This window comes from Bacillus sp. TH50 (assembly GCF_016650565.1).
Classification (GTDB): Bacteria; Bacillota; Bacilli; order Bacillales; family Bacillaceae_G; genus Bacillus_A; species Bacillus_A mycoides.
Window position 1 is genome coordinate 635,336 of record NZ_JAEKFM010000003.1, and the last position, 23,861, is coordinate 659,196.

The window sequence follows — 23,861 nt, forward strand, 5'->3', positions numbered from 1 at the left end:
AGGAATCCACATGCCAGTTAGACGAATCGAACACGTTGGACTTATGGTTGCAAACTTAGAAACATCTATTTCATTTTATGAAGAAGTAGTCGGCTTACAGCTCATTAAACGTATGGGGCACCCAAATCCAGACTTAAAACTCGCTTTTTTAGGTGTGGAAGAATCGAAGGAAACGATACTCGAACTTATTGAAGGTTATAACTCTTCTCTTCCGGCAGAAGGAAAAGTACATCACATTTGCTTTAAAGTGGATTCATTAGAAGATGAAATCGAAAGACTACAGAAACACAGAGTAACCTTTTTACTAGGAGAAGAAATTGAAACATTACCAGATGGAACACGTTACATATTCTTCGCTGGTCCTGACGGAGAATGGATTGAGTTTTTTGAAACGGAGAGATAAAGTGAAACTTTAATCAGTGGGGTTTTGTTCATCCCCCACTGATTATTAGTTGAACCAATCGGGCTTTTACGGGCAGTTGATCCCCACCTAACTTCTGTGCTTCCTCTGGATTTTGAGGTGGAGGTCTTACTGCCCGTTAATGCGGGATAAAGTAAGACTTTAAGATAGAAAAGGAGCCGGAATTCCGGCCCTTTTTTTAACTAGTAACAATAAAACATACCTTCAATCCGAAGGCTTACCTATATTAAAAACAATCATTTTATTAGTAGTAAAGAATGATAAATACAATCTATATTATTATTTTTTGGATACTTATACTATTTCCAATCCTTTATATAATTAAGATAAAGCATTGGAATTTAAAAGTAGTTGCCGTATTTGTTAGAAGAATCCTATTAAGTATGATCTTTTTCTTGAACTACTCACCACTTAACGTCCTTACGGACTGTTTGAAGTGGGAGATTCCTAAGTACAGAAGCCTAGTGGCTTCTAATTCATTAGGCTATCCCCGTAGTTCCTACGGTTAGAAGCCTTAAAGCTTCATTTTTAAGATTGATACTTGCGTTAATATCTCTGTCGTGATGACTATTGCACTCAGGACAATCCCATTCACGAAGATTTAGATTCTTAACGTCTTTATTTTGATACCCACAACAAGAACATAATTGGCTTGAAGCAAATGTTTTGGATACCGGAATGACTTGTTTTCCATACCATTTTGCCTTGTATTCTAGCAACGTTCTAAATTGTGACCAAGATACTTCACTAATCGCTTTTGCTAACTTATGATTTTTTAGCATATTCGATACTTGCAAATCTTCTATACCGATAACATCGTGGTTTTTGATGATTTCAGTTGAGATTTTGTCCAAGTAATCTTTTCTAGCATTAGCTATGTATTCATGAATCCTAGCTATCCTTACTCGTTGTTTATTCCAGCGAGAAGATCCTTTCATTCTTCTAGAAAGAACACGCTGTGCTTTTGCCAACTTCTCTTCCAATGAGCGAAAAAATTTAGGGTTTTTATAGGTTGTTCCATCTGACAAAATGACGAAATCTTTTAATCCTACATCCATTCCAATATAAGAATGTGTTTTCGGAAGTTCTTGCACTTCTGTTTCAACTAACAATGACACAAAGTATCTGCCAGAAGGGTTCCGTCTAACCGTAGCATTTAAAATACGTCCCTTTACTTCACGACTTTTGGCAAATCGAACAAGACCTAGTTTCGGCAATTTCATTTTGTTTCCCACAACAGCAATGTTTTCATTTGTTTGTTTTGTGGTATAAGATTGTACGTTGTTCTTTTTAGATTTGAAACGCGGGGCACTGTTTTGTTTTTTAAAAAAGCGTGTATAAGCATCCGCAAGGTTGCGAACAGACGATTGAATAGCAATACTATCCACTTCTTTTAGCCAAACAAACTCTTTCTTCATTGCAGGAAGTTTGGCAGAGCATGTACCATATGTCAAACCTTTTCCTGTTTCTTTGTATGCATTATCCCATAGAGATAGGAAGTGATTGAATACAAAACGAGAACAACCAATCGTTTTATTGATCAGGATCGCTTGTGCTTTATTTGGATAGATACGAAATTTATACGCTTTATTGATCATCCTTCGTTTCACCTCCATTTCGATATATATATCTATTATATACCAAACGTACGTTCGTTTTATAGTGAAGTGATTATGACAAATTGTCCGGTAACACTTTACATATGTCGAACAATTAAGATGAATTGCCATCTCTTGTTCGATGCCAATTCATCTCCCTCCTACTCCCTAGGCTACGTCCTTCACGCTCCTTGAGGAAGGAGTCTTCTTGGCTAAATTGATAAATGGAATAGCTTTCGGAATGCAACGAAATTGGTCAGAGCCTCCCTATGAAACAGAATGGGATTTCTTTATAAAATCTTTATTAAACGGGAAAACTGATGCACTTATACACTTATCACTTCTAATTATTATCATTACTTTAGATTTAGCAGTTATATTTTATTATAGAAATAAAAAGAAATAGGATATTCTCTCCTATTTCTTCTCTTAATGTTATAAAAATTTTTCAAATAGCTCTAACTTGCACAATGCTTCCCGTTAATATAATACGCTGATTCTGTGAAAACCGTAAATACAACCTCTACTTCTGGAAGTCCAAAATCCATTACATATGTAGTAATGGCCTTGGCAAATCGATCACGAATTTCCTGTCCACGCTCGAACCATTTCACTTCAATAAGAGGAAACGCTTCTATTTCTTCTCCATTGAATACAAACGTAGAACTTGGTAGTTCCAAGGTGAAATTATCCGTACCGCACTCACAGATATCTGCGAGCTCTTCTACTAATGGCTTGCTTATGCTTTTTAATTGTTCAATAGTAATTCCACGAAACACAACATGCGGCATGTGAATCCCTCCGTTAGATAGCTTTATATTTGCTCACATCATAACACAATTTATTTTGCTGCACTAACATCTATTGGTACATTTCAATGACATTCTTAAGAATGATCATATGTTATTGAAGCAATACATGTATTGTAACCTGAAAAATAATAAAGGGGTATTGTCACATCGATATCAAACTATCAAAAAGAGATGACCCTAAATTAAAAAACACGCTATTCTTTCTGTAGCATCAATTCAAAAAAAGAAGGGATTACCCCCTCCTTTTTTGAATTCCGTGTCCCTCAATATTTACTATAACCACGATTCAGTTTAGTTAACTTTTCATTGATGTGAAAAATTCTTACTCTAATATCTTTAACACCAGATGCTTGCAGTCTATTTTTGTGCATTTCGGCGTATTTTTCAGCATCTTGTTTTTCTTCAAATACATAGATGCCTCCTGCTTCTTGCGTTTCTTGATTCTCCGTCCATATTTTCCAATGGAATCCGTCTTCTTCATTAATACTTTTTGCTAAATCCAAAAATGCTTTTTCCATTTCTTCACCAAAAGGACCTTCAAACGGAAAATCAACTTGTAGTAAATATGCCATTTTCACTCACTCCTATGTTCAATATTTTCACAACCTCTTTTATAAAATAATTACAAAATGATAGCAACTTGAACGCTTACAGTTTAACGGCTTTAGGTCATGTTTTTAAAAAAACAGCCATTCCTTAGTGAAACGGCTGTTTTCGTAATTCAATAAAAGCTCCCAGATTGCGGTAAATATTTTTAAATATTATTTTGTTTTTTTGACTTGATTATAATAAAAGATGGACTTCGCGATTCGTTTATTAAATCTGGCATTTTCTCTATCCCTGCCAAAGTTGATTGTGGTTCGATTATTTTATCCAGCGAAAGCCCGTGTTCAATTAAAGTATTTATTAATGTGGCAACAGTTCTATGATAAATAACCACACTATCGTCAACAAACCAGTTGTGTACTCTGATTCCTTCTTCTTGATAATTATCTAATGCCCAGTGTGATGTATTACCATCCTCAGTTTTTATCCAATGGTTGCTTCCTTTGCGAGCTGTTGCTATTGGATGTTCAGTTGAAAAGATAAATTCACCACTGCTTTTTAATAGTTCATTAATCTTTTGAATCATTGCCGAGTAATCTTCAATGTAATGTATAGAGAGAGAACTTATAATCAGGTCGAACTTTTGATTGGTTAGTCCCATATCCTCCATAGGAAGACACATAAATTCTATGTTATCATCCTGATTTAACTTTTTAGCACGTTCAATCATATTTTTGGATATGTCTACACCTATTACGTTTTTTGCACCATTTTCTATACAATACTTTGAAAAATGACCATCACCGCAACCCAAGTCTAATACCGATTTCCCTTTCAAACACAGAATTAATGATTTGATTGCTGGCTGTTCTATGAAGTCATTAGCATTTATTCCACTTTCACGCAACGCTGTGTAGTTTTTGAAGAAATTCGGATTATCGTAAACATTTTGTCTCACTTACATCACTCCTCTGATAAGGTTTTCATAGATTAAGCTGACTTCTGTTTCCAAATTACCATACTAACCATAAAAATTTTGTCATCTTTTTATTCATGTTGTGTATATAAAGCATAAAGATTGTTGGATTTTGAATCAACATATACGTCCCTTTTATTTAAAAATAAGAAAACCCCATATTCAATAAAAAATACAGGGTTTTTATAAATCAGTTTATTTTGTTTAAAGTTATACTTAGTCGAAAGAAGTTCGTGAATTAAATATTACTTATCTAACTAAGAAGAATTTAGATTCCAGCCCAAACATCTTTTCCATATCGCCCTTCGTCTTGCACACGTTCCAACCAATTCCTTGCTTCTTGTTCACTGACTTCATGAATTTCTTGATAGGCTTGACAAAGGGTGTCTTCTACGTCAGGAGCCATTTTACTTCCATCACCACATATATAAAGATGCGCCCCATTATCTAATAACGAAATTAAATTGATTCTATCTTGTTTTATTAAATGCTGTACATATGTTTTAGGATATCCTTCTAGGCGGGAAAAAGCTATGTGTAAAGAGATTAATCCATCTCTTTCATCATTTTCTAGTTCTGTACGATAGAGATAATCCTTTTCAGGATGACGACAACCAAAATATAGATGTGCTTGTCCTAAGTTAATACCTTTTTGCTTTTGAACACGACGCGCTTGCAAGAATCCACGGAATGGTGCAACTCCAGTACCTGGTCCAACCATGATAATTGGTGTTTCTGGATTTTCAGGTAATTGAAAGTTTGATTGTGGCGTTCGAATGAAACATATAATCTCATCTTTATTATGACGCTGAGCTAAATAATTAGAAGCGACTCCTTCATATGTCCCTTCCCCACTCCATGCAGGTGCATTAACAACACCAACTGTAATGCTCAGACGATCCTGTGCAACGAGTGGAGAGCTTGAAATAGAATAGTAACGCGGTTTGAGCGCAGGAAGAAGTTCTAAAAAGCGTTCAAATCGGATTTCACAAGCCTCATACTTTTCAAGAAGGTCCAACATTGACATACGTTTCTTTAATATTTGTTCATGATAAACTCCCTCTTCCAATAATAATTCCAATTCCTTTTTATGAGGAGGGCATGCTGTAAATGTCACCATTTCTCGTATTTGTGCTCGAGTGGCTGCTTCTTGAACTTCTACACTATAACTAAGAAGGTCAAATAAACTAACAGGACTGTCTAAAGGTATGTGATTTACACTTCGTCCACTTGCACTCAATATGACTTGATCCTTCCCATTTAATCCAAAGCGTTTTAAAATTCGGTTGACATTTTTCTCACTATTAATTGGCAGCACCCCAAGGTGGTCACCTTCTTGATACGTAGCGCCTTCTGGCAAGGATATCTCAATATGTCGCGTGCTTCTTTCACTGCTAGATGATTGAAGTTCACGATTTTCTAGTATAGATGCATAAACTGCTTCATATGTTCGCGCAAGAGGAGATCCTCCAAGACGACTAACAAATTGTAAACTTAATGTACTGCGTTCTTTCTCAATGTTTTTGTTAAGTTCCAATCCAAATGCCTTCATCGCATCAGACCACATACTTTGTTTCCATTGCTCGAGCTGTTCCTCGAAATCACCACTTGCATCCGCTTCTCCACGTGTAGAAAATCTTGTTGCTCCTTTTTGAGCCATTTGCTCATCAATGTATCTTGGAATTCGCTGATAAGTACTAGCCCAATTATGATCTCCACAACCAAAAACTGCGTATTGAACACCTTTTAGCTCATCCGATTTTAATTCCTCCAACCATTGCACAAACTGCCCTGCATTACTTGGTGGTTTTCCATTATAAGAAGAAGTTACAATAAGAACCGCCCCTTCTTTTGGCAGACTTCCAATTCGATCGTTAAGTGCTACCACTTCCGTTTGAACACCTTCTAAACTAGCTGTATCTGCTAATTCTCTTGCAATACCTTCCGCTACCCCTGTATCCGATCCATACAGAACAAGAAGCGAAAGATTATCGGCCCCAATAATAGAAGGAGTCTTCTGAACTTGCTGTTCGATTTCATCGTTTTTCAGTTTCTCCTCTATAGGCGCAAGAACAGTAGTATGGCTAATAGTTTGATTTCGGGGTAGAATCCTAATTTTAAAATCACCAGGCTTTAGCGTTAATGTTTGTTTTACGTCCAGCTGATAGTCTTGATAATCAATTAATTCAAAATGTTGAAGAAGCATTCCCATTACGAGTGTGGCTTCATGAAGTGCAAACTGCATACCGATACATGCTCGTTGACCATTTCCAAATGGCTTATAAGCATGATGAGGAACCTTATCCAGCTCTTCAAATCGTTCAGGTTGGAATTCTTCCACATTGTCTCCCCACGCGTCTTTATCCCTATGTAGCTGTGGAATCAGAACAGAAATACGATCTTCTCCTTTCTTAATTGGATATTTCCCACCAATCACTGTATCTTCTTTTGCATAGAGACTGAATGCTGGAGCAGTAGGCCATAGACGTAGCGATTCATTTAAAATCATCCGGATATACTTTAGTTTCATAACTTGTTGGTATGTTGGAGTGGGATCTGTTAAAACCCTATCTACTTCTTCATAGGCTTTTTTCAATTTATCTGGATTCTTTAATAAAAAATAGATTGCAAAAGATAATAATCCACTTGTTGTTTCATGCCCAGCTATTAAAAAAGTGATAATTTGGAAACGAATATTTTCATCATCTAATTTTTCACCAGTTTCCGGATCATGCACATTTAACATACGGGAAAGTAAATCATTTTCTTCCTGATTTCCATTACTTTTACGTTCAGCAATAATATTATCTACTAAAGAAAACATGGATTGAATATCATGCTGAAATTGACGTTTCGTTCTCCACATGAGTTTATCTTCTATATCCAGCCGCTGTAATTGGTGCATCGCCTCATCTAGAGCACGGCTCATGCTAGTAATAAAAGGATGAGGGGTCTCACGATAATAGCTATTAAATCGATAATTAAAACCACATAGACCAATTGTATCCAATGTAAGGCGAGTCATATCCTCCGGAACATCTACGTTTTCATTCGGATTAAGCCGTGCCCATTTTTGAACGAGTTGTACAGCAATATCGACCATCATAGCATGATAATCTTTCATTGCTCGTTGGCTGAATGTAGGCATCAAAATATTATGAGCTTTTTTCCAGTTAGGCTCGTGAGTCTCGCTTGTAAATAATCCGTCTCCAGCAAAGGCGCGAACTTTCGCTAAAGCACCCTCTATACTTTTATCAAATCTTGTTTCGTCACAGACTTCTGCTACCAGTTCATGTCCAGAAACGACAATGATGGTATCACTTAAAGTTTGAATTCGAAAAATGGGACCATACTCTTCCGCTATCTTGATAAAGGATAGGGTCGGTTTATCTTTATCGATTAATGGGAGATTCCCCAGCAATCCATATGTTTTCGGTTGAGGAATGGCAGATACTTTTTTATCCATTAAAAACACCCTTTCAAAAAAGCATGAAATAAAATATCCCATTCAATAAAAAGAAGATAGCAATGAATCGCCTGGGATAAAGATATGTAATTGATTACCTTATTTTATCTTTTCCCGAACTATTCACGATTATGATATTGCTTATAAGGTTGGTAATCTAAGTTGTTTGTTGATATTAGATTTATAACTTGCAGAGAAAATACTAAATTAAAATGAAGCGTATTATTATAATGTTTATCACAAATTGAGAGCTAAAGATTGTAGTATTGGGAAAACCAGTAGTTCCTAATGTCAATTCAAACAAATACGATAAGCAAGTATACTGTGTTACTAATGAAAAAGGATCTGATATGAATATCAGATCCTTTTTACTATATATAATTATTTCACTGGTTCTTTTCCAAGTTTAAATACCAGCGCCTTAGCAGCAGAAATTTGCATTTCTTCATAGTCTAACTAAACAGCAAAAACTTATAGGAATCATGATCTTAAGTTTTATTTTACTCTACCGATTTAACCTCTCCACAGCTTCCGCACTTGTATCTACACGTTTAACGAAAAAAACTAATAGTAGTGCAACAACATTCATGCCAAGCGCTACATAGAATGAATATTGAATTCCGGATAATAAAGCCTTCTGAGTTAACATTGCCTTCGTAGCCTCTGTGAAGGTTGTAGGATCTACATCAACCATTAGACTTTCAGCTTTTGTTTTTGTTACAGAATTCATAATCGTAACAAGAATAGCAGTACCAATCGAACCAGACACTTGTTGAGCTGTATTATTAACAGCTGTACCGTGCGGATTTAAGCGAGTTGGTAATTGATTAAGTCCGTTTGTCATAAGTGGCATCATCACCATCGCCATCCCAAACATCCGCAATGTGTAAATAAGAATAATATGTGTGTGACTAGAATCGAGTTGCAGGTTTGCTAGCATATAAGTTGAAACGGCTGTAATGGAAAGTCCTACTATACCAAGAATACGAGGGCCATATTTATCAAATAGTTTACCTGTAATTGGTGACATAATCCCCATTATTACCGCACCTGGAAGCATCATCAGCCCAGAGCTCAGCGGTGAAATACCGCGGACATTTTGTACATAAGCTGGGGTTAAAATCATACCCGAAAACATGGCCACTGCGTTGACAATTGCAATTACAGACGCAAGTGCAAACATTGGGTACTTGTAAACACGTAAATCCAATAACGGTTCATTCATTTTTAATTGGCGGACAATGAAAGTAATTAGGGCAATAGCGCCTATGATTAAGGTTGTTAAAACAACTTTATTCGTCCAACCGTCGGAGCTTGCAGAACTGAATCCATATAACAAACCGCCAAAACCGACAGAAGATAATAGTAATGAGAGATAATCAAGTTTTGCATTTTTGTTTTGTCTCATGACATTCTCCGATTTCCAAATCCCTAACAGCAAGCTAATGATTGCTAACGGTAAAATCATTTCAAAAAGCAAACGCCAGTCATAATACTCTACAATATAACCCGATAGTGTCGGTCCAATTGCTGGAGCTGTAATCATAACTAATCCAAAAATCCCCATTGCTGTTCCCCTTTTTTCTCTTGGAAAGCTTACTAGCATAATATTCATTAACAAAGGCCCCATGACTGAGGAACCTGCTGCTTGAACCATCCGGCCAGTAAGTAATAAACTAAAGTTCGGTGCTAAAGCCGCTAAGGCCGTACCAAAAATAAAAATCACCATAGATGTAATAAATAAGCTCCTATTGGAGAAGCGGGTTATTAAAAATGCTGATGCCGGAATTAATATACCACTTACAAGCATATACCCTGTAGAAAGCCACTGGATCGTCGAATAATCTTTAATGTCTAAATCCTTCATTATTGATGGCAAAGCTACATTTAAAAGCGAGTTATTTAGAAATGAAACAAATGCCCCAATAAAAAGGATTACAAGCATTAAATATGGTGGTTTTCTGTTATGTAATGTTTCACTCATATATTCATTTGCCCCTTCATTATAAATTCCATTGATTCGTTTAAATCTTTTGCATATCTGCACAAGAATACATTGTCCTTGCAGTATTTTGCCAAACTCTTCGAATGGGTATTCTCTTTTTAGCAATTCTACTTGCTCAACATAACATTTTAATTTTTTTTGTTGATTAAACCTTTATAAACATGTTTGTTAACCGAAATTAAATTAGGCTGAAATAAACAAAAGGAGCAACTGAAAATACCCTTCTAAAAGCCCCCCATCTAACTTTTTTGCTTTCGCTGAATTTTGAGGGGACGGTGTCTTACTGTCCACAAATAGCAGAATAAATCAACAAGACCACACACCCATTCCTTTAAATACGGGCTTGTAAATCTAGTTATGTAACCATCCATAAAAAGGAATATTACATAGGCTAAGTCTAACATTACATTTTTAAAGTGAGGGGAATAAGCTTATGCACCAATATTGGTATTTGAATTCAAATGGAAACGGGGAGCAATATAATAACCAAATTGCAATGTCATCATTATATTTACAGCCCCAAATAGCTAAAGCTGATGGAATGAATGATTTGAAGATTCCTGAGAATTGGAGTTGTCGAGTCTATCCATTTGGTTGGGATTCACCAGTCAATTATACAGGTTTCAATCCCGATCCCCCTCCCTTCTCTTTAGGTCAGCCAATCTATTATGCAGGGACGATGCCCCAAGGACATCCCACTAATTGGACTCCATTACAAGGCCATGCAGGTTTTAATTTTCAAAAACCTCCCTTACCCTGGGCTCAACCATTCAATCATACAGGGATGTTCGCACAAGGTCATCTTGCCGCTTTACTATCGCCGCCAGCCAAGCCTTTTCATTTTAATACCAATAATAACTGGGGTATTTTTGGAAATCCTCCAGGATGGGGAGGACAGGGAAGTCCTATGGGCTGGGGGAATAACGGTCAGCCAGGAATGCTTGGAAACTTACTGACAGCAGGAAAAGGCACCATGAATGGAATCGGAATGCTTAGTAGTCTAATCGGTATGGGGAAGTTCTTCTTTTAGTTAATTAGAACGGGAGGATAGGTCCATATCCCAGACTTAAAGACCATTTCCTTTTCCATTGATTTACTCTTCTCAAACATGGCCCCAATACTCCCTCCAAGTTCGTTTCCTCGTTTTTCAAATTATAAAAACATCAAGAAAAGACATTCCAAATATGGAACGTCTTCTTTCACTTTATAAAACCATTCAACAATTTGAAATATTCTAACCAACATACTCACTCATTTAACTAAATAAATCGGTTAATTGCATAACGCTCTTCTAACTTTCCTTGCGAAACTTAGCGGATCATCAACGTCTTCGATATTAACATAAATTAAATTCGGCTCATCACATAACCACTCATTGTGTATAGACGAAACGGTTATTCCTTGTTTAATAATTGTAGCAACAAACCCATTGACTTCTCTTTGCAATAGCGCTACCCGGCCTAAACATAATGCTCGTCCAGTTTTATTATCTCGTGATTCGAATGAGAAGGAAGTTGTTACTCTAAAACGTTTTCCTAAGATAGTTGCTTGTATTTCATCCCGATTTATTGTAGCCACGCATTTTCCACCGGCGAATCCTTCTTGGCCACCGATAATCCTTGCAAACTGTTGACAAATTAATTCATCATTACACGCCATACCTTGAATCATCCCCCTTTTACTGTTAGGTTATGAATGAATACTTAGGTCTGAAACGGTAATGAATCTATTCTATTACAAAAAAGATTATCGGAATCTAACGAATTCTATTATATGGTAAAACATTTTTAGAGAACAAAAAAAACACCCTAAGGTGCCATCCCCCGACTTGAGAATCATATCTATGTATGGAGAAATTTAGAAAAGAGAAGGTTCTAACTATAATTTATAGAGCTCTTATACCATGAATTACTGACATACATATTTCCTTATTTATCCGAAGAAGAATCCCGTTATATTACTTTCTGATCAGTCTCGTTAAAGCCATCCCAATAAATCCAGCCCCCATCCCTATTAGCCATCCAGCATGGGTATCACCTAATATAGATCCCACTCCTCCGCCAAGAAACATGCAGCCAACGAATACTAATCCTCCAATTCCCCAATTCGGTCGTTCCATAGTTCAATCACATCCCTTCAATAAAACATATGCGATTAACTAGCCTAACTTTCTTGCATAGGATAGTTAATCATTTTGCTTATGTTTTATTGAAGAGCATTCATAAGATACGGAGATTGATCCATTTGAATAAATTACAGAAGGAGAATTTCATTTTTTCATATTATAATAACTTAAGAATGTGTTCCACAATTTATGACTCACCCCATCGCTATCAAGCTAAGAAAAGCAAATCCCCCAAAAACAAAAATTATATGCATCATTGACTACTGTTAATGATGCGTTATGTCATACAATGGAGTTAATATTAGAAAACTGTGAGGATGATTAACGTTGATAAAATTTGTAATTAGTTATGCTGCAAGTCTGTTTGCTTTTATTTTTGGATGGTTCTTGATTTCATATATTTCTCATCCTAGCTTTATTCACCCGAACGTTGTATTAGGATTCATTAAAACGATCGTCACTTATGGTAGTATACCGGCTCTTGTAGCTTGTCTAATTGGGGAAGTGTTATACAGGAAAATCAAACGATGTAGAGAGTTTCAATTTGGAATTCCTGTATTTATAGGACAAGCAGTTATCTATACACTTATACCATTTCTTTTTCTTTTTCCTTTTAATTTTTCCCATTTCTTTGATTTCGTTGCACCTGTTATTATGGGGTCCTTATCTTTTTATTTAGTACGTAGAAAAATATAATTTACTTCAAGAGTGTGGCAAATAGAAGCCGGAGTAGTAAAACCACACTGTATAACCAAACAGAGCTCAAAGAACACATCAATTCTTGCGAAATAAACAAGAAAAAGTATTTGTGGACCCTAGGTTTACACAAAACGAGAACATTCAAAACGCCGTCATTGCTTTTCTTAAAAGAAGAATTAAAAAGTTAGAGAAAAAGAATAAAAGGTTTGAGGAAGAAAATAAGTAATTGCGTGAAAAGGGAAAGGTACAGCTTACTGATTACTTCATGCATTCATAAAAATAGGACCGTACATATTAGACATTGATATTATCCCCTTTAAGTAGACAGTGTAACAAGACCATGTACATACATGGATGTTACACTATTACTTGGAGGGGATTTTTCATGACTAAAAAAGGTTCAACATTTATTACATATTCAGAAGAATTAAAGTTAGCGGCTGTTCAAAGTTATTTAAACGGAGAAGGAAGTTATAATATGATAAAGGAAAAATATCAGATTAGAAGCTCTACACAACTAAAAAATTGGGTGAAAAAATATAAAGAATCTGGTGAAATTACAGATACTCGTGGAAAAAATGGTGGAATGAAAGGTATATCAAATCCTCTAAAAGGCAAACGCGTTCATTTTAAGACGATTGAAGAGGAACGTGACTACTATAAGGCACAGGTTGAATATTTAAAAAAGCAGTATCCGAATCTGTAAATGGAGGTGCACTAAAATATACGGTGAGATATCATATCATTGAATCATTAAAGGGGAAATATCCAGTTATATGGCTTACGAAATTTGCGGGTGTACATCGTTCAAGTTACTATAAGTGGATTCATACAAAAAGTATGAAAAACATACGACTAGAATCCGAGAAACGATTAAAAAAAGTAATACAATCTATTCATGTAAGGCACAAGGAATATGGTTATCCACGTATGAAAATCGCTTTACAGGAAGAGGGATACTTTATAAATCACAAAAAAGTATATCGCTTAATGAGCGAGCTCAACATTCAATCTATTATTCGAAAGAAGCGTCGCTTCTTTAAAGGGAACTATTCCAATGTTTTTCCGAATGTTTTAAACCGTGAATTCAAAGATCGCCAACAAAATGAAGCGCTTGTTACAGATATTACTTACCTACGATTCCAAGAGGGATTTCGGTATCTTTCTGTTGTACAAGATATTTATAATAACGAAGTTGTTTCTTGGAAAATATCCAAGCGCAACGATAATGAACTTGTATTAGATACAATTGAAATGTTGGCACAAAAAAGAGATGTGCGTGGAACCATTCTCCATTCAGATCAGGGATTCCAGTACACATCTCACGCCTACAACAAACGACTTTTAGGTTTAGGTATCATTGGCAGCCACTCTCGCAAAGGAAACTGCCATGATAATGCCTGTATTGAGTCATTTTTCTCCCATTTTAAATCGGAAATGTTGTATTTGAATCATTTTAAAACAGAAGCAGATTTAATACAAGCAATTGAAGAGTATATTTATTTTTATAACTATAAACGGTTCCAAAAACGACTCAACCACCGAGCTCCGATAGAATATCGAATCTCGATGGTTGCTTAGTCTTTTTAATATTGTCTACTTGACAGGGATAAGACCACAGCTTTACTGTGTCACGGAAGGATAAAAGCCTGGAAGAAACTGTTTAACAGTTTTCTCTTAGGCTTTTTTTGTTTTTTTTGGTAAAGAATAAAATTGGAGGTGTCTTTTAGATGAGTAAAGACTGGATTAAAGTATTTATTGCTGCTTTCTTTGAAATTTTTTGGGTTATTGGTTTAAAAAATGCTGGTGACTTTTGGACTTGGACGGGGACTATCATTGCTATATTTTTCAGCTTTTATTTAATGATCATGGCAGGAAGAAAACTTCCCGTGGGAACTGTTTATGCTGTTTTTGTTGGATTAGGTACAGCTGGAACTGTCTTTTCTGAAATCCTGTTCTTTGGTGAACCATTTAAAGTGGGAAAAGTACTCTTGATTTTATTTTTATTAGCTGGAGTAATTGGCTTGAAATTAGTTACTGATGACAAAGTTCAGAAAGGTGATGAATCCTAATGGCATGGATTTCTTTAATCTTAGCAGGTCTTTTTGAAATGTTTGGTGTTGCTATGATAAATAAATTGCATAAGGATCGAAATTGGCAATCATTAGCTTTGTTAATTCTCGGATTTGGATTAAGTTTTATATTTCTTGCCTACGCAATGGAAATACTACCTATGGGAACAGCTTATGCAATTTGGACTGGAATTGGTGCGTCTGGAGGTGCAATTTTAGGCATGGTTTTTTATGGCGAATCAAAAGACTGGAGAAGACTTATCTTTATAGGTATGGTTTTAGGTGCTGCAATAGGTTTAAAACTCGTTTCATAAATGATTTTTTAGATTGTACTATGAGGGGGCACCATATCATTGCGGGAAAATTGTACGTTTAGAGACAAGAAAACAAGGTTGTAAATTTAGATGATGGTTATAATTTCAAAAGTGGACTTGATTTTTTTATTATGACTAAAAAATCAAGTCCACTTATTTGTATCCTTAAAAATAATCATATTTAAAAAAAGTAATAAATGAACTTTCATTCATCGTTTAATAGGTTTTAACTTTTTCTATTCTATATAGAAATATTTGTTTACTTTTCTGTAATATTTACAAAATTAACGGCTCTCTTGTCCTCAGTACCTAAAGCCGTATTCACTTTATCTATTTCCTTTCTTAATTCTGATGCTTTCCCTTGATTCTCTAAATTAAGATTCCCAAAAGATTTATTAAAAAATAGAATCTGTCTAGTTTTTTCTTTTCCATTTATTTCTTTAAATAATGTATCATCTACAATTAATAGGATTTCGTTGGATCCACCACGATATGGAGATAGCCATACATCCCCTTTATATTGAACATTCATTTTTTTCTTATCAAATGTTAGTTCTTTCAAGTCTTTATATTCTTTATTTGCAAATATGATAGTTTCATCTTTTTCTATTTTTGGTAACGAATCAAGAGGGTCTGAAGATAGAATCCCCTTGTTATTATCCCTTTCGCGTATAAGTCCCTTTTTATTCATTTTTTCAGCAGTTGTTCTACTAATAAATAGTAAATTACTAGTAGCAGTATCCATAGAATCCCCAAAATTAGTCGGTAGCTTTATGTCGAGCTTGTTATTATCTATCGTCCCTTCTTTTAATTGATATAGGTCTTGTGAGCTTGTTATATCTTTGTATGAGTCAATTATAGAGTTTCTTGTTTGTTCGTTTATCGCTCCTACTTCTATTGAAATTCCATTTGCTGGAGATTCTTTTGTACCAAATAATGAACATGCTCCTAACACGGTAATCGAAATACCAGCTACTATTAATAACCCAAGTCTTTTTTTCATCCTATATTCTCCTTATTTTTATTTTTTTGAATTGAATTAAATGATTGTTTTATACATTTTTTTCAAATATTGAGCACGAACAAAGTAAAAGTATATAATTTGCATAACTAAGAAACAAATCAATACCATAACGGAACTACCTAAGACTGAAAAATTGGCTAACTTTTGTAAGGCCATAAAAGCAACCGTACTATGTGTAATTGCTATTGCAATTGGTAAAAAGAATAACAATGCAAGTTGACGTGACACAATTTTCTTTAATTCCGGTTTGCTTAAACCAACTTTTGCTATCATTTTATATTGCTGCTGATTTCGTTCTAAGTCTGTGTATAATCGGAAATATAAAAAGCTTGCAGCAAACGTAAAGAAAACAATGCCTATTAATACACTCATGATAGATACAAGTCCAAAACTTTGCTTCATCACTATCCATGTAAGAATTAAAGTCGAAAATGTATATTTTTCGTTGTCTACTATATCCTCAATTTTACTTGTATTATCTTTCTGAAAAGCAGCTACAATATTTTCCGCAACTTTTTTTGTTTTCTCCCAATCTTTCACAATAAAACCATTAATAGTGGTTTCAAAATGGTAATTCTCTGGATCCGCTATCATTTGATTATATACAGCGTCTGGTACAATAATTATCGTTACCATTGTATCTTGTAATTCTTTCGGAGTAAGTATTTTATTTACATGCATATCTTTTTTTATATCTCTATACAACAATTGAAAGTTATTTTGATTAGATTTTGTATTAGCAACTTTCCTCGAAGGTATAACAAAACTACTATTTTCACCTTTTAGATTTTCTTCTTCGAAGCCAAATGCCTCAGCTAGCTTATTATAATCACTTAATTTTATAACGCTTGATGATACATTACTATTATAGAGGGTATCTCGCACTTGTTTTATTGAATAAGTAACCCGTTTAAATTTAAATTCACCATCATGGAGTTCGCTTTCTATTTTTTTTAGATGTTCTTTTTCTAACTGATTATTATCATAGGACTTATAAGAAAATGCAAAAGGATTATCCGATTCAGCCATGGACGAATTGCCTAAACCCATACAAGTCCCTACTGCAGTGAAGGCAACGGCAGATATAATAGTGACCATAAAAAACATTTTTGCATTATCTTTTAATTGATACACTAAATCTGAGATGGTGAGTATGTTTGTTTTCTTAAAGAAAATATTTTCCCTTTTCTTTAATACACGTAACACATACACACTGAGCTGTGTAAATAAGAAGTACGTTCCAAGTACAACAAAGCTCACCCCTGTCGCCATCATGAATAATACATATTTCATATCCTTATAATGAATTGCGTTAACACTATGGAAAACAGCCGTATATCCTAATCCAATACTAATAAGTGCGAATAAAGATAGCCCAAAGGATGCTTTTGGTTCAGGCTTTGGCTTTTCCTCTGCTTTTATTAATTCTACTAATTGCTTTACATTTACTAGTCGAGAAGTGAAAAGTGAAATAAATAAAAATAGTAAGAAGAAGGCTCCAAACGTTATTCCAATAGCTTTAAAGGGCATGTAAAATGGGAGCCCTTTATCAATAAGTAACAGACTGTTACTCATAATTAAAATAAACTTAGAGAACGCCATCCCAATTGTAATTCCTGTTAAAATAGAAGCGATACCAATTATTATATTTTCAATAAATACTAATTTATTCAACTGTGAACGTGACATCCCGTGTAGCATTAAAATTCCAAAATCTTTTTTTCTTGTTTTTAAAAATGCACTTACAGAATATAGAATAAAGAAGAATGAGAAGAAAAATATTAATCCCTGCGATATCTGTAATCCTGACTTTACGAATGTATTGATTGTTACACTGGAAGCAAGATCGCCTTGTAAATTAGGATGAAATGCAAGTAATGCATAAGTAAAGAAAATCATAATAGCAAACGTACTACTTAAAAAATGAGCCAAATATGTTCGTTTACTTCGAATGACGTTATTAAATGCGAACTGTCGAAAAGTCATTTGCATTTCCTCCTAATAATGCTAAAACCTCTAGAATTTTTTGATAGAATACTTTGCGATTATCTCCACAATAAATCTCATTGTATAGCTGTCCATCTTTGATAAACACAATTCGATCACAATAACTTGCAGCCATTGCATCATGTGTCACTAACATCATCGTTGTGCTATTTTCTTTATTAAGCCTTGTCAATAATTCCATCACATCACTAGCAGATTTTGAATCCAGATTTCCTGTAGGCTCATCCGCAAGTAATAATTTCGGATTATGAATAGTAGCTCGTGCGATTGCTGTTCTTTGTGCCTGTCCACCAGAAATTTCATACGTACGTTTATCTAATATTTCAGTTATCCCTAGTTTTTCAGCAATAGCTTCCACTTTTCCTTCCATTTCTCTAGGACTTACACCATCAAGCGTAAGTGAAAGAACAATATTTTCTTTCACTGTCAATGTATTAAGGAGATTAAATGATTGAAAAACAAACCCTAATTCACGTCTTCGAAATAAAGACAACTGATTTGGAGATAACAGATATGGATTTTCTCCATGAATTAATACTTCTCCTGATGTTGGAGCATCTATAGTAGAAACCATATTTAATAGCGTTGTTTTACCACTCCCAGATGGTCCCATAATTCCTACAAATTCACCTTTGTTTATTTTTAAATCAATATGGGATAATGCTGTATAAGAAATTTCCCCAGAATAAACTTTCCCTAAATCTGAAACATGTAGTATCTCCACAAGTATTTCACCTTCCATTTCTCTTTTCGATACATGAAGTGTAACCTATATATAGTATGTCTCATATCGATTTCCCTAACATTTATCTAACAAGTTTGTAAGATTCAAAAGAAAAAACCGATGAAAAGTCTACCTTTCATCGGTTAACGAGAGGCATATGGGAATACGATTCTAACTTTTGTTCCCTTACCTACTTCAGATTCTAGCTCAATCTTATGATTTAATTTTTCACATACTTCTTTAACAAGATATAATCCCATTCCCGTAGACTCTTTAAATTTCCTACCATTTTCTCCAGTATAAAATGGATTGAAAACACGTGGTAAATCAGCAGTAGGAATGCCCACTCCATAATCTCTTACTTCCAAAATAACTGCACGTCCCTTTGTATACGCTGATATTATTACTTTCTCTTTCTTACTTGATGAATATTTAATTGCGTTCGACAGCACTTGATTGAGTATAAATCGAAACCATTTCTTATCTGTTTCTACAGTAAGAATCGGATCCACTTTTACTTCTGGATACACATAACTACGTATAAACAGACGTTTATTTTCATGAATAACGGAATCAATCATTTCTAATAATTGCACTCTTTCCACATGAAAATCTTGTTCAAATGTTTCTAATCGGGCAACATATAACACCATCTCTAATCCTTTTTTGATTCGTTCCGTTTCTTCATTAATACTGTCAAATCGAAAGTCATCTGCATCTTGTGTAATTAGTTCGATGACAGAAATAGGTGTTTTCATTTGATGAACCCATTGATTCATAAAAGTCATTTGTTCTTGTTGTTTTCGTTCCCATTTTTTTAATTGGTTTTGATAATATTGATATTGAGTTTGTAGTAATGTTTCTAAGGCCATTGATAACGGAGTCAAATCACTATCTTTAATTGATTCATTTAACGTTTCCATTGGTGTTGATAGACGCTTGTAGAATGAACGATGACTATAATAACGATATATTAAATAACCCATTAATAAAAAAACACCTAAAAATACAGAATATAATGCTGTCAAAACATGTGGATAACCATCAAACCAATATATAAAAAGAATGATAAGCAATTGGGCAAATGTATAACAAATGAGTGGAATATGTTCTTTTAAAAATAATTTCATTATTCCTTTCCTTCCCTCTCCCAAGTAGCATGCAAACGATATCCAGCACCACGAACTGTCTCCAGTGCGTTTTCAATACCTAAATCTTGCAATTTCCTTCTAATTCTTCCTATATTTACACTCAATGTATTCTCGTCTATATATGAACTATCCCATAGTTGTTCTAAAATCACTTCACGTTTTACAAGGAGCGGAGACTTTGTTATCAATATTTCTAATAAAGTTGTTTCTTTTCTAGTAAGTAAAATTGTCTTATCATTTAGTTGAAGTTCCATTCTTTCTGGGAACAGGATTAACCCTGATTGCTCAACTATTCGTTCTTTTACTTTTGGAGCATACTCACCGTATGCTCTTCTGAGTTGACTACGGATTTTAGACATTACAACCTCATAATAAAAAGGTTTCGTAATGTAGTCATCACCACCATTTTCTAAAGCCATAACCTGATCCATCTCTCCACTTCTTGCAGATAGAAATACAATTGGACAAGTAGAAATAGCTCGTATTTGGCGGCACCAATAATAGCCGTCGAAATTAGGCAAATTTACATCTAATAGCACTAAATCTGGTTTAATCTTTTGAAATGTAGCTAAGATATTTTCAAAATCCTCTATAATAACACTTTGGTATCCATATTTTTTTATGTGAGTTCCCAGTAATTCAGCGATTTTCATATCATCTTCTACAATCATGATTGTATTCATTTCGTAATCTCCTTTAATTTAGGGGTAATTTTTAAAGTTCGTTTAGTGTTTTATATTTTATTTATTTAAAAAAGATGATATCTTATATCCCCCTAAAATGCAATAAGTACCCATTTTTCTTTACTTAAAATAGTATGTTGATTCTCCAATTGGATGAGTAGGATATAATTGAAAAAGCACCCTGCTTACAGGGCGCTTCATTAAATACAATATCCAATTTACATATTAACTAAAAAATTTATAAATTTTATACCGATTAGTGCTATCTAAAAGGGGTAATACCATGATTCCTTTTTTTGAGCCACTGACAACTGATTAAGCCAAGAAAATCAAAATGCATCGCAACAAATACTATTAACCTTGGTATATTTTTAACATTCTAAATGTGCATAGCCAACCATAATTAGTGATTGAGTATGCACATTTAATTTTTTGCCTATCTTTTTTATGAATACATTTTTGTACATATACGTTTTAAATAGTGATGTCTAATAATGAGGAAGTAAATAATTTGCATACAAATAAAGCTTACTAATACAATAATTGAGCTTTGAATAACGGACATTTCCCTACTTACTGTTTGTCCTAATTGATGCAGAGTAAGAAATGCAAAACTGCTGTGAACCATAGCCACTACAATCGGTAAGAAAAATAGTAGCATCATTTGTCTTGTCACAATTTGCTTTAACTCACTTTGGCTTAAACCTAATTTTGAAATCATTTGATATTGCTCTTGATCCCGTTCTAAATCAGTAAATAGACGGAAATATAAAAAGCTTAGCGTAAATACGAAAAATACAATCCCCACCATTACACTTGAGATAGAAAGTAATCCGTTTTGTTGCTTTAATTCAAGCCATCTTAAATACAAAGATGAAAACATATAATAATCATCTTGATTCTTACCAATAATCTTCATAAGTTTAGTAGAAACTGCATTCGTTTCAGACCAATTTTTAACAATAAAACCGTATATCGTGTAATCTCGAAGTACGTTTTCTTGTTGAGCATTTTGGACCTTATTATAAATAGCATCAGAGACAATAACAGGCTTTTCGATTAACGATAATTCTGGGATATAAATTGTTTTTTGTACAGAAAGTGGAACCTCTATTTGACCATGTATTATTTCAAAAGTTTTTATATCCTCCGCACTTTTCTCGTTCTTATTTAGTCGTATTGCAATGCTATCATTTTCATTTGTTAATTTCTCTATGTCATACCCTAATTGTTTTGCATATTCATTATACGTAGATAGATTAATTAACGCCAATCCGTTTAATGTCCTTTTAAATTCTGTTGCAACAAGTTTATAAGAAAATCCATATTCTTTTAATTGCTTCTTTATCTCTTCAATATGGGCTTTTTCTTGTATATTCCCCTTATCCGATCGATACGTAAATGCATATGGGGTCTCATGTTTTGCTAATTCTGGATTTCCAATAGCTGTACAAACTCCAATTGCTGTAAAAGAAACGGCAGATATAATTGTAACGATAAAGAACGTTCTCGCATTATCCTTCATTCGATACATTAATTCTGAAATAACAAGGAGATTGGTTCTTTTAAAGAATGTAGCTTCTTTATTTTTTAAAGTATATAACACATAGACACACAATTGATTAAAGAAAAAATAGGTTCCAAATACAATTAATAAGACGCCCACTCCTACAAGTAGTAATAATTGATCTAAATCCATGTAATACACCGCGACGATACTGTAGTGAACGCTGGAGTAACCTGCCCCAAATAAAATAAGTACCAACAGAGATATCCAACCAGAGACTTTCGGCTCTGGTTTTGGTTTTTCCTCTGATTTTATAAGTTCTACAAGCTCATTCATTTTCACCATTTTTGATGTAAACAATGAAATGAGTAGAAATAAAACAAAAAAGGACATTGCTGTTACTAGCATTGCCTTTAATGGAAAATAAAATGCTAATGTTTGCTCTACTCCTAATAAAGACCCACTAACTAGTAAAAATAATTTAGAAAAAACCATCCCAAGTCCGATGCCTACTACTATAGAAGGGATTCCAATCAACATATTTTCGAAAAAAATTAATCGATGAAGCTGTTGATGAGACATTCCATGTAACATTAATAATCCAAACTCTTTTTTCTATTTTTTAAAAATGCACTAACAGAATAGAAAATAAATAAAAAAGAAAAGACAAAGATTAAGTAATACGATAAATGAAATCCTATTCTCCCAAATGTACTCATGATGGTACTTACATGAGTCAGTTCGCCTTGTAGGTTCGGATGAAAGATAAGTAGTCCATAAGTGAAAAAAATCAATACCGCAAATGTACTACTAAAAAAATGACCAAGATATATTCGTTGATTCCTTAAAACATTATTGAATGCGAGCTGTCGAAAAGTCATATTTATTCCCCCCTAACATAGAAAGACTCTCCATAATATTTTTATAAAATAATGGGCGATCATTATTGTAGCAAACTTCATTGTATAGCTGTCCATCTTTAATAAAAATAATGCGGTCACAGTAACTTTCAGCAACTGGATTGTGCGTTACTAACATCATTGTTGCCTTTTCTTCTTTATTTAATAGTGTTAATATCTCCATTACGTCTTGAGAGGCTTTAGAATCTAAGTTTCTTGTCGGCGAACCAATTTAGGAGAGTGAATGAGTGCACGGGCAATCGCTGTTCGCTGCGCTTGTCCTCCTGATATTTCATATGTTCGTTTATTTAAAATTTCGTTAATACCTAATTTCCCCAAAATAGATTCTACTCGTTTATTTATTCTTTTCACATTCATGCCATCTAATACAAGCGGAAGAACCACATTCTCTTTTACTGTTAATGTATGCAGCAGGTTAAAAGATTGAAAAACGAACCCTAATTCCTGTCTGCGAAATAAGGCCAAATCATTTGCCGAAAGTTGATATGGTTTTTTACTATTAATGAATACACTACCTAATGTTGGCGAATCAATAGTAGATATCATATTCAATAACGTTGTTTTCCCACTACCCGAAGGACCCATAACCGCAACAAATTCTCCCTCTGTAATTGTTAAATTAATATTTGAAAGTGCCATGTGTGAAACATTTCCTGTATATTCTTTACTAAGATCTTTCACTTTTATTTTTACTACTTTCATATGAGGAATCCCCTCCAAATTTACACAATAAAAATGAGATTTGATAGATGATGCCCCTTATCCCCTAAATCATTTCCGTACCCTTGCAAGCACTATACAAATAAAGGCA

Annotated in this window: 20 protein-coding genes and 3 pseudogenes; 8 read left to right on the forward strand and 15 right to left on the reverse strand. The window is 34.2% G+C overall.

The window, feature by feature from the left end:
• Positions 1-10 precede the first annotated feature (10 nt).
• Positions 11-403 carry a VOC family protein gene (locus JFU23_RS03375; protein ID WP_016127236.1) on the forward strand — a complete coding sequence of 131 codons (393 nt, stop codon included), beginning with the start codon at positions 11-13 and terminating at the stop codon, positions 401-403.
• A 497-nt stretch (positions 404-900) separates the two neighbouring features.
• Here JFU23_RS03375 and tnpB read toward each other — a convergent pair whose 3' ends face one another.
• Positions 901-2,019 (reverse strand): IS200/IS605 family element RNA-guided endonuclease TnpB, encoded by a 1,119-nt coding sequence (gene tnpB / locus JFU23_RS03380; protein ID WP_016101077.1) that lies wholly within the window; start codon positions 2,017-2,019, stop codon positions 901-903.
• A gap of 220 nt (positions 2,020-2,239) precedes the next feature.
• Between tnpB and JFU23_RS03385 the strand changes: the two are divergent.
• Positions 2,240-2,425, forward strand: a pseudogene (locus JFU23_RS03385) (hypothetical protein); the annotation flags it as partial.
• Between the two features lie 52 nt (positions 2,426-2,477).
• On the opposite strand, the gene JFU23_RS03390 reads toward JFU23_RS03385, so the two are convergent.
• The 5 genes from JFU23_RS03390 to JFU23_RS03410 all read right to left on the reverse strand — a co-directional run bounded on the left by JFU23_RS03390 (position 2,478) and on the right by JFU23_RS03410 (position 9,803).
• Positions 2,478-2,810 (reverse strand): DUF1904 family protein, encoded by a 333-nt coding sequence (locus tag JFU23_RS03390; protein WP_002142404.1) that lies wholly within the window; start codon positions 2,808-2,810, stop codon positions 2,478-2,480.
• 284 nt (positions 2,811-3,094) lie between these two features.
• Positions 3,095-3,403, reverse strand: coding sequence for a monooxygenase (locus JFU23_RS03395; RefSeq protein WP_016120482.1), 309 nt, complete (start codon positions 3,401-3,403; stop codon positions 3,095-3,097).
• Positions 3,404-3,585: 182 nt separating this feature from the next.
• Positions 3,586-4,335 (reverse strand): class I SAM-dependent methyltransferase, encoded by a 750-nt coding sequence (locus tag JFU23_RS03400; RefSeq protein WP_201031370.1) that lies wholly within the window; start codon positions 4,333-4,335, stop codon positions 3,586-3,588.
• Positions 4,336-4,621: 286 nt separating this feature from the next.
• Positions 4,622-7,819, reverse strand: coding sequence for a bifunctional P-450/NADPH--P450 reductase (gene cypD / locus JFU23_RS03405; RefSeq protein ID WP_201031371.1), 3,198 nt, complete (start codon positions 7,817-7,819; stop codon positions 4,622-4,624).
• 505 nt (positions 7,820-8,324) lie between these two features.
• Positions 8,325-9,803 carry an MDR family MFS transporter gene (locus tag JFU23_RS03410; protein ID WP_201031372.1) on the reverse strand — a complete coding sequence of 493 codons (1,479 nt, stop codon included), beginning with the start codon at positions 9,801-9,803 and terminating at the stop codon, positions 8,325-8,327.
• A 454-nt stretch (positions 9,804-10,257) separates the two neighbouring features.
• On the opposite strand from JFU23_RS03410, the gene JFU23_RS03415 reads away from it, so the two are divergent.
• The gene (locus tag JFU23_RS03415; RefSeq protein WP_201031373.1) at positions 10,258-10,854 is read left to right on the forward strand and encodes a hypothetical protein; all 597 of its coding nucleotides are present in this window, start codon (positions 10,258-10,260) and stop codon (positions 10,852-10,854) included.
• A gap of 242 nt (positions 10,855-11,096) precedes the next feature.
• On the opposite strand, the gene JFU23_RS03420 is transcribed toward JFU23_RS03415, so the two are convergent.
• Positions 11,097-11,495, reverse strand: coding sequence for a DUF1259 domain-containing protein (locus tag JFU23_RS03420; RefSeq protein WP_242483482.1), 399 nt, complete (start codon positions 11,493-11,495; stop codon positions 11,097-11,099).
• 286 nt (positions 11,496-11,781) lie between these two features.
• Positions 11,782-11,943: a hypothetical protein gene (locus tag JFU23_RS03425; RefSeq protein ID WP_000441003.1), complete on the reverse strand. Its 162-nt coding sequence runs from the start codon at positions 11,941-11,943 to the stop codon at positions 11,782-11,784.
• A gap of 333 nt (positions 11,944-12,276) precedes the next feature.
• Between JFU23_RS03425 and JFU23_RS03430 the strand changes: the two genes are divergently transcribed.
• From JFU23_RS03430 to JFU23_RS03450, 5 genes are all read left to right on the forward strand, one after another.
• Positions 12,277-12,645 (forward strand): hypothetical protein, encoded by a 369-nt coding sequence (locus tag JFU23_RS03430; protein ID WP_201031374.1) that lies wholly within the window; start codon positions 12,277-12,279, stop codon positions 12,643-12,645.
• A 388-nt stretch (positions 12,646-13,033) separates the two neighbouring features.
• Entirely contained in the window at positions 13,034-13,354 is a 321-nt protein-coding gene (locus tag JFU23_RS03435; RefSeq protein WP_002134894.1) for a helix-turn-helix domain-containing protein, read from the forward strand.
• A gap of 23 nt (positions 13,355-13,377) precedes the next feature.
• Positions 13,378-14,229 (forward strand): IS3 family transposase, encoded by an 852-nt coding sequence (locus tag JFU23_RS03440; RefSeq protein WP_201031375.1) that lies wholly within the window; start codon positions 13,378-13,380, stop codon positions 14,227-14,229.
• 149 nt (positions 14,230-14,378) lie between these two features.
• Entirely contained in the window at positions 14,379-14,720 is a 342-nt protein-coding gene (locus JFU23_RS03445) for a DMT family transporter (RefSeq protein WP_201031376.1), read from the forward strand.
• Complete coding sequence (locus JFU23_RS03450; protein ID WP_201031377.1) at positions 14,720-15,034, forward strand: DMT family transporter; 315 nt, start codon at positions 14,720-14,722, stop codon at positions 15,032-15,034. The genes JFU23_RS03445 and JFU23_RS03450 overlap by 1 nt, the downstream gene beginning before the upstream one ends.
• 259 nt (positions 15,035-15,293) lie before the next feature.
• Here the strand turns inward: JFU23_RS03450 and JFU23_RS03455 are convergent, their stop codons facing one another.
• From JFU23_RS03455 to JFU23_RS03485, 7 genes and pseudogenes are all read right to left on the reverse strand, one after another.
• Positions 15,294-16,037: a lipoprotein BA_5634 family protein gene (locus JFU23_RS03455; protein ID WP_201031378.1), complete on the reverse strand. Its 744-nt coding sequence runs from the start codon at positions 16,035-16,037 to the stop codon at positions 15,294-15,296.
• 36 nt (positions 16,038-16,073) lie between these two features.
• Positions 16,074-18,044: an FtsX-like permease family protein gene (locus JFU23_RS03460; RefSeq protein ID WP_201031379.1), complete on the reverse strand. Its 1,971-nt coding sequence runs from the start codon at positions 18,042-18,044 to the stop codon at positions 16,074-16,076.
• Positions 18,019-18,789: an ABC transporter ATP-binding protein gene (locus JFU23_RS03465; protein WP_307838473.1), complete on the reverse strand. Its 771-nt coding sequence runs from the start codon at positions 18,787-18,789 to the stop codon at positions 18,019-18,021. The genes JFU23_RS03460 and JFU23_RS03465 overlap by 26 nt, the downstream gene beginning before the upstream one ends.
• Before the next feature lie 143 nt (positions 18,790-18,932).
• Positions 18,933-19,919: a sensor histidine kinase gene (locus JFU23_RS03470; RefSeq protein WP_201031381.1), complete on the reverse strand. Its 987-nt coding sequence runs from the start codon at positions 19,917-19,919 to the stop codon at positions 18,933-18,935.
• The gene (locus JFU23_RS03475; RefSeq protein WP_201031382.1) at positions 19,919-20,623 is read right to left on the reverse strand and encodes a response regulator transcription factor; all 705 of its coding nucleotides are present in this window, start codon (positions 20,621-20,623) and stop codon (positions 19,919-19,921) included. The genes JFU23_RS03470 and JFU23_RS03475 overlap by 1 nt, the downstream gene beginning before the upstream one ends.
• A gap of 445 nt (positions 20,624-21,068) precedes the next feature.
• Positions 21,069-23,011, reverse strand: a pseudogene (locus JFU23_RS03480) (FtsX-like permease family protein).
• Positions 22,983-23,752, reverse strand: a pseudogene (locus tag JFU23_RS03485) (ABC transporter ATP-binding protein). Before JFU23_RS03485 ends, JFU23_RS03480 begins: the two co-directional pseudogenes overlap by 29 nt.
• Between the last annotated feature and the right edge of the window lie 109 nt (positions 23,753-23,861).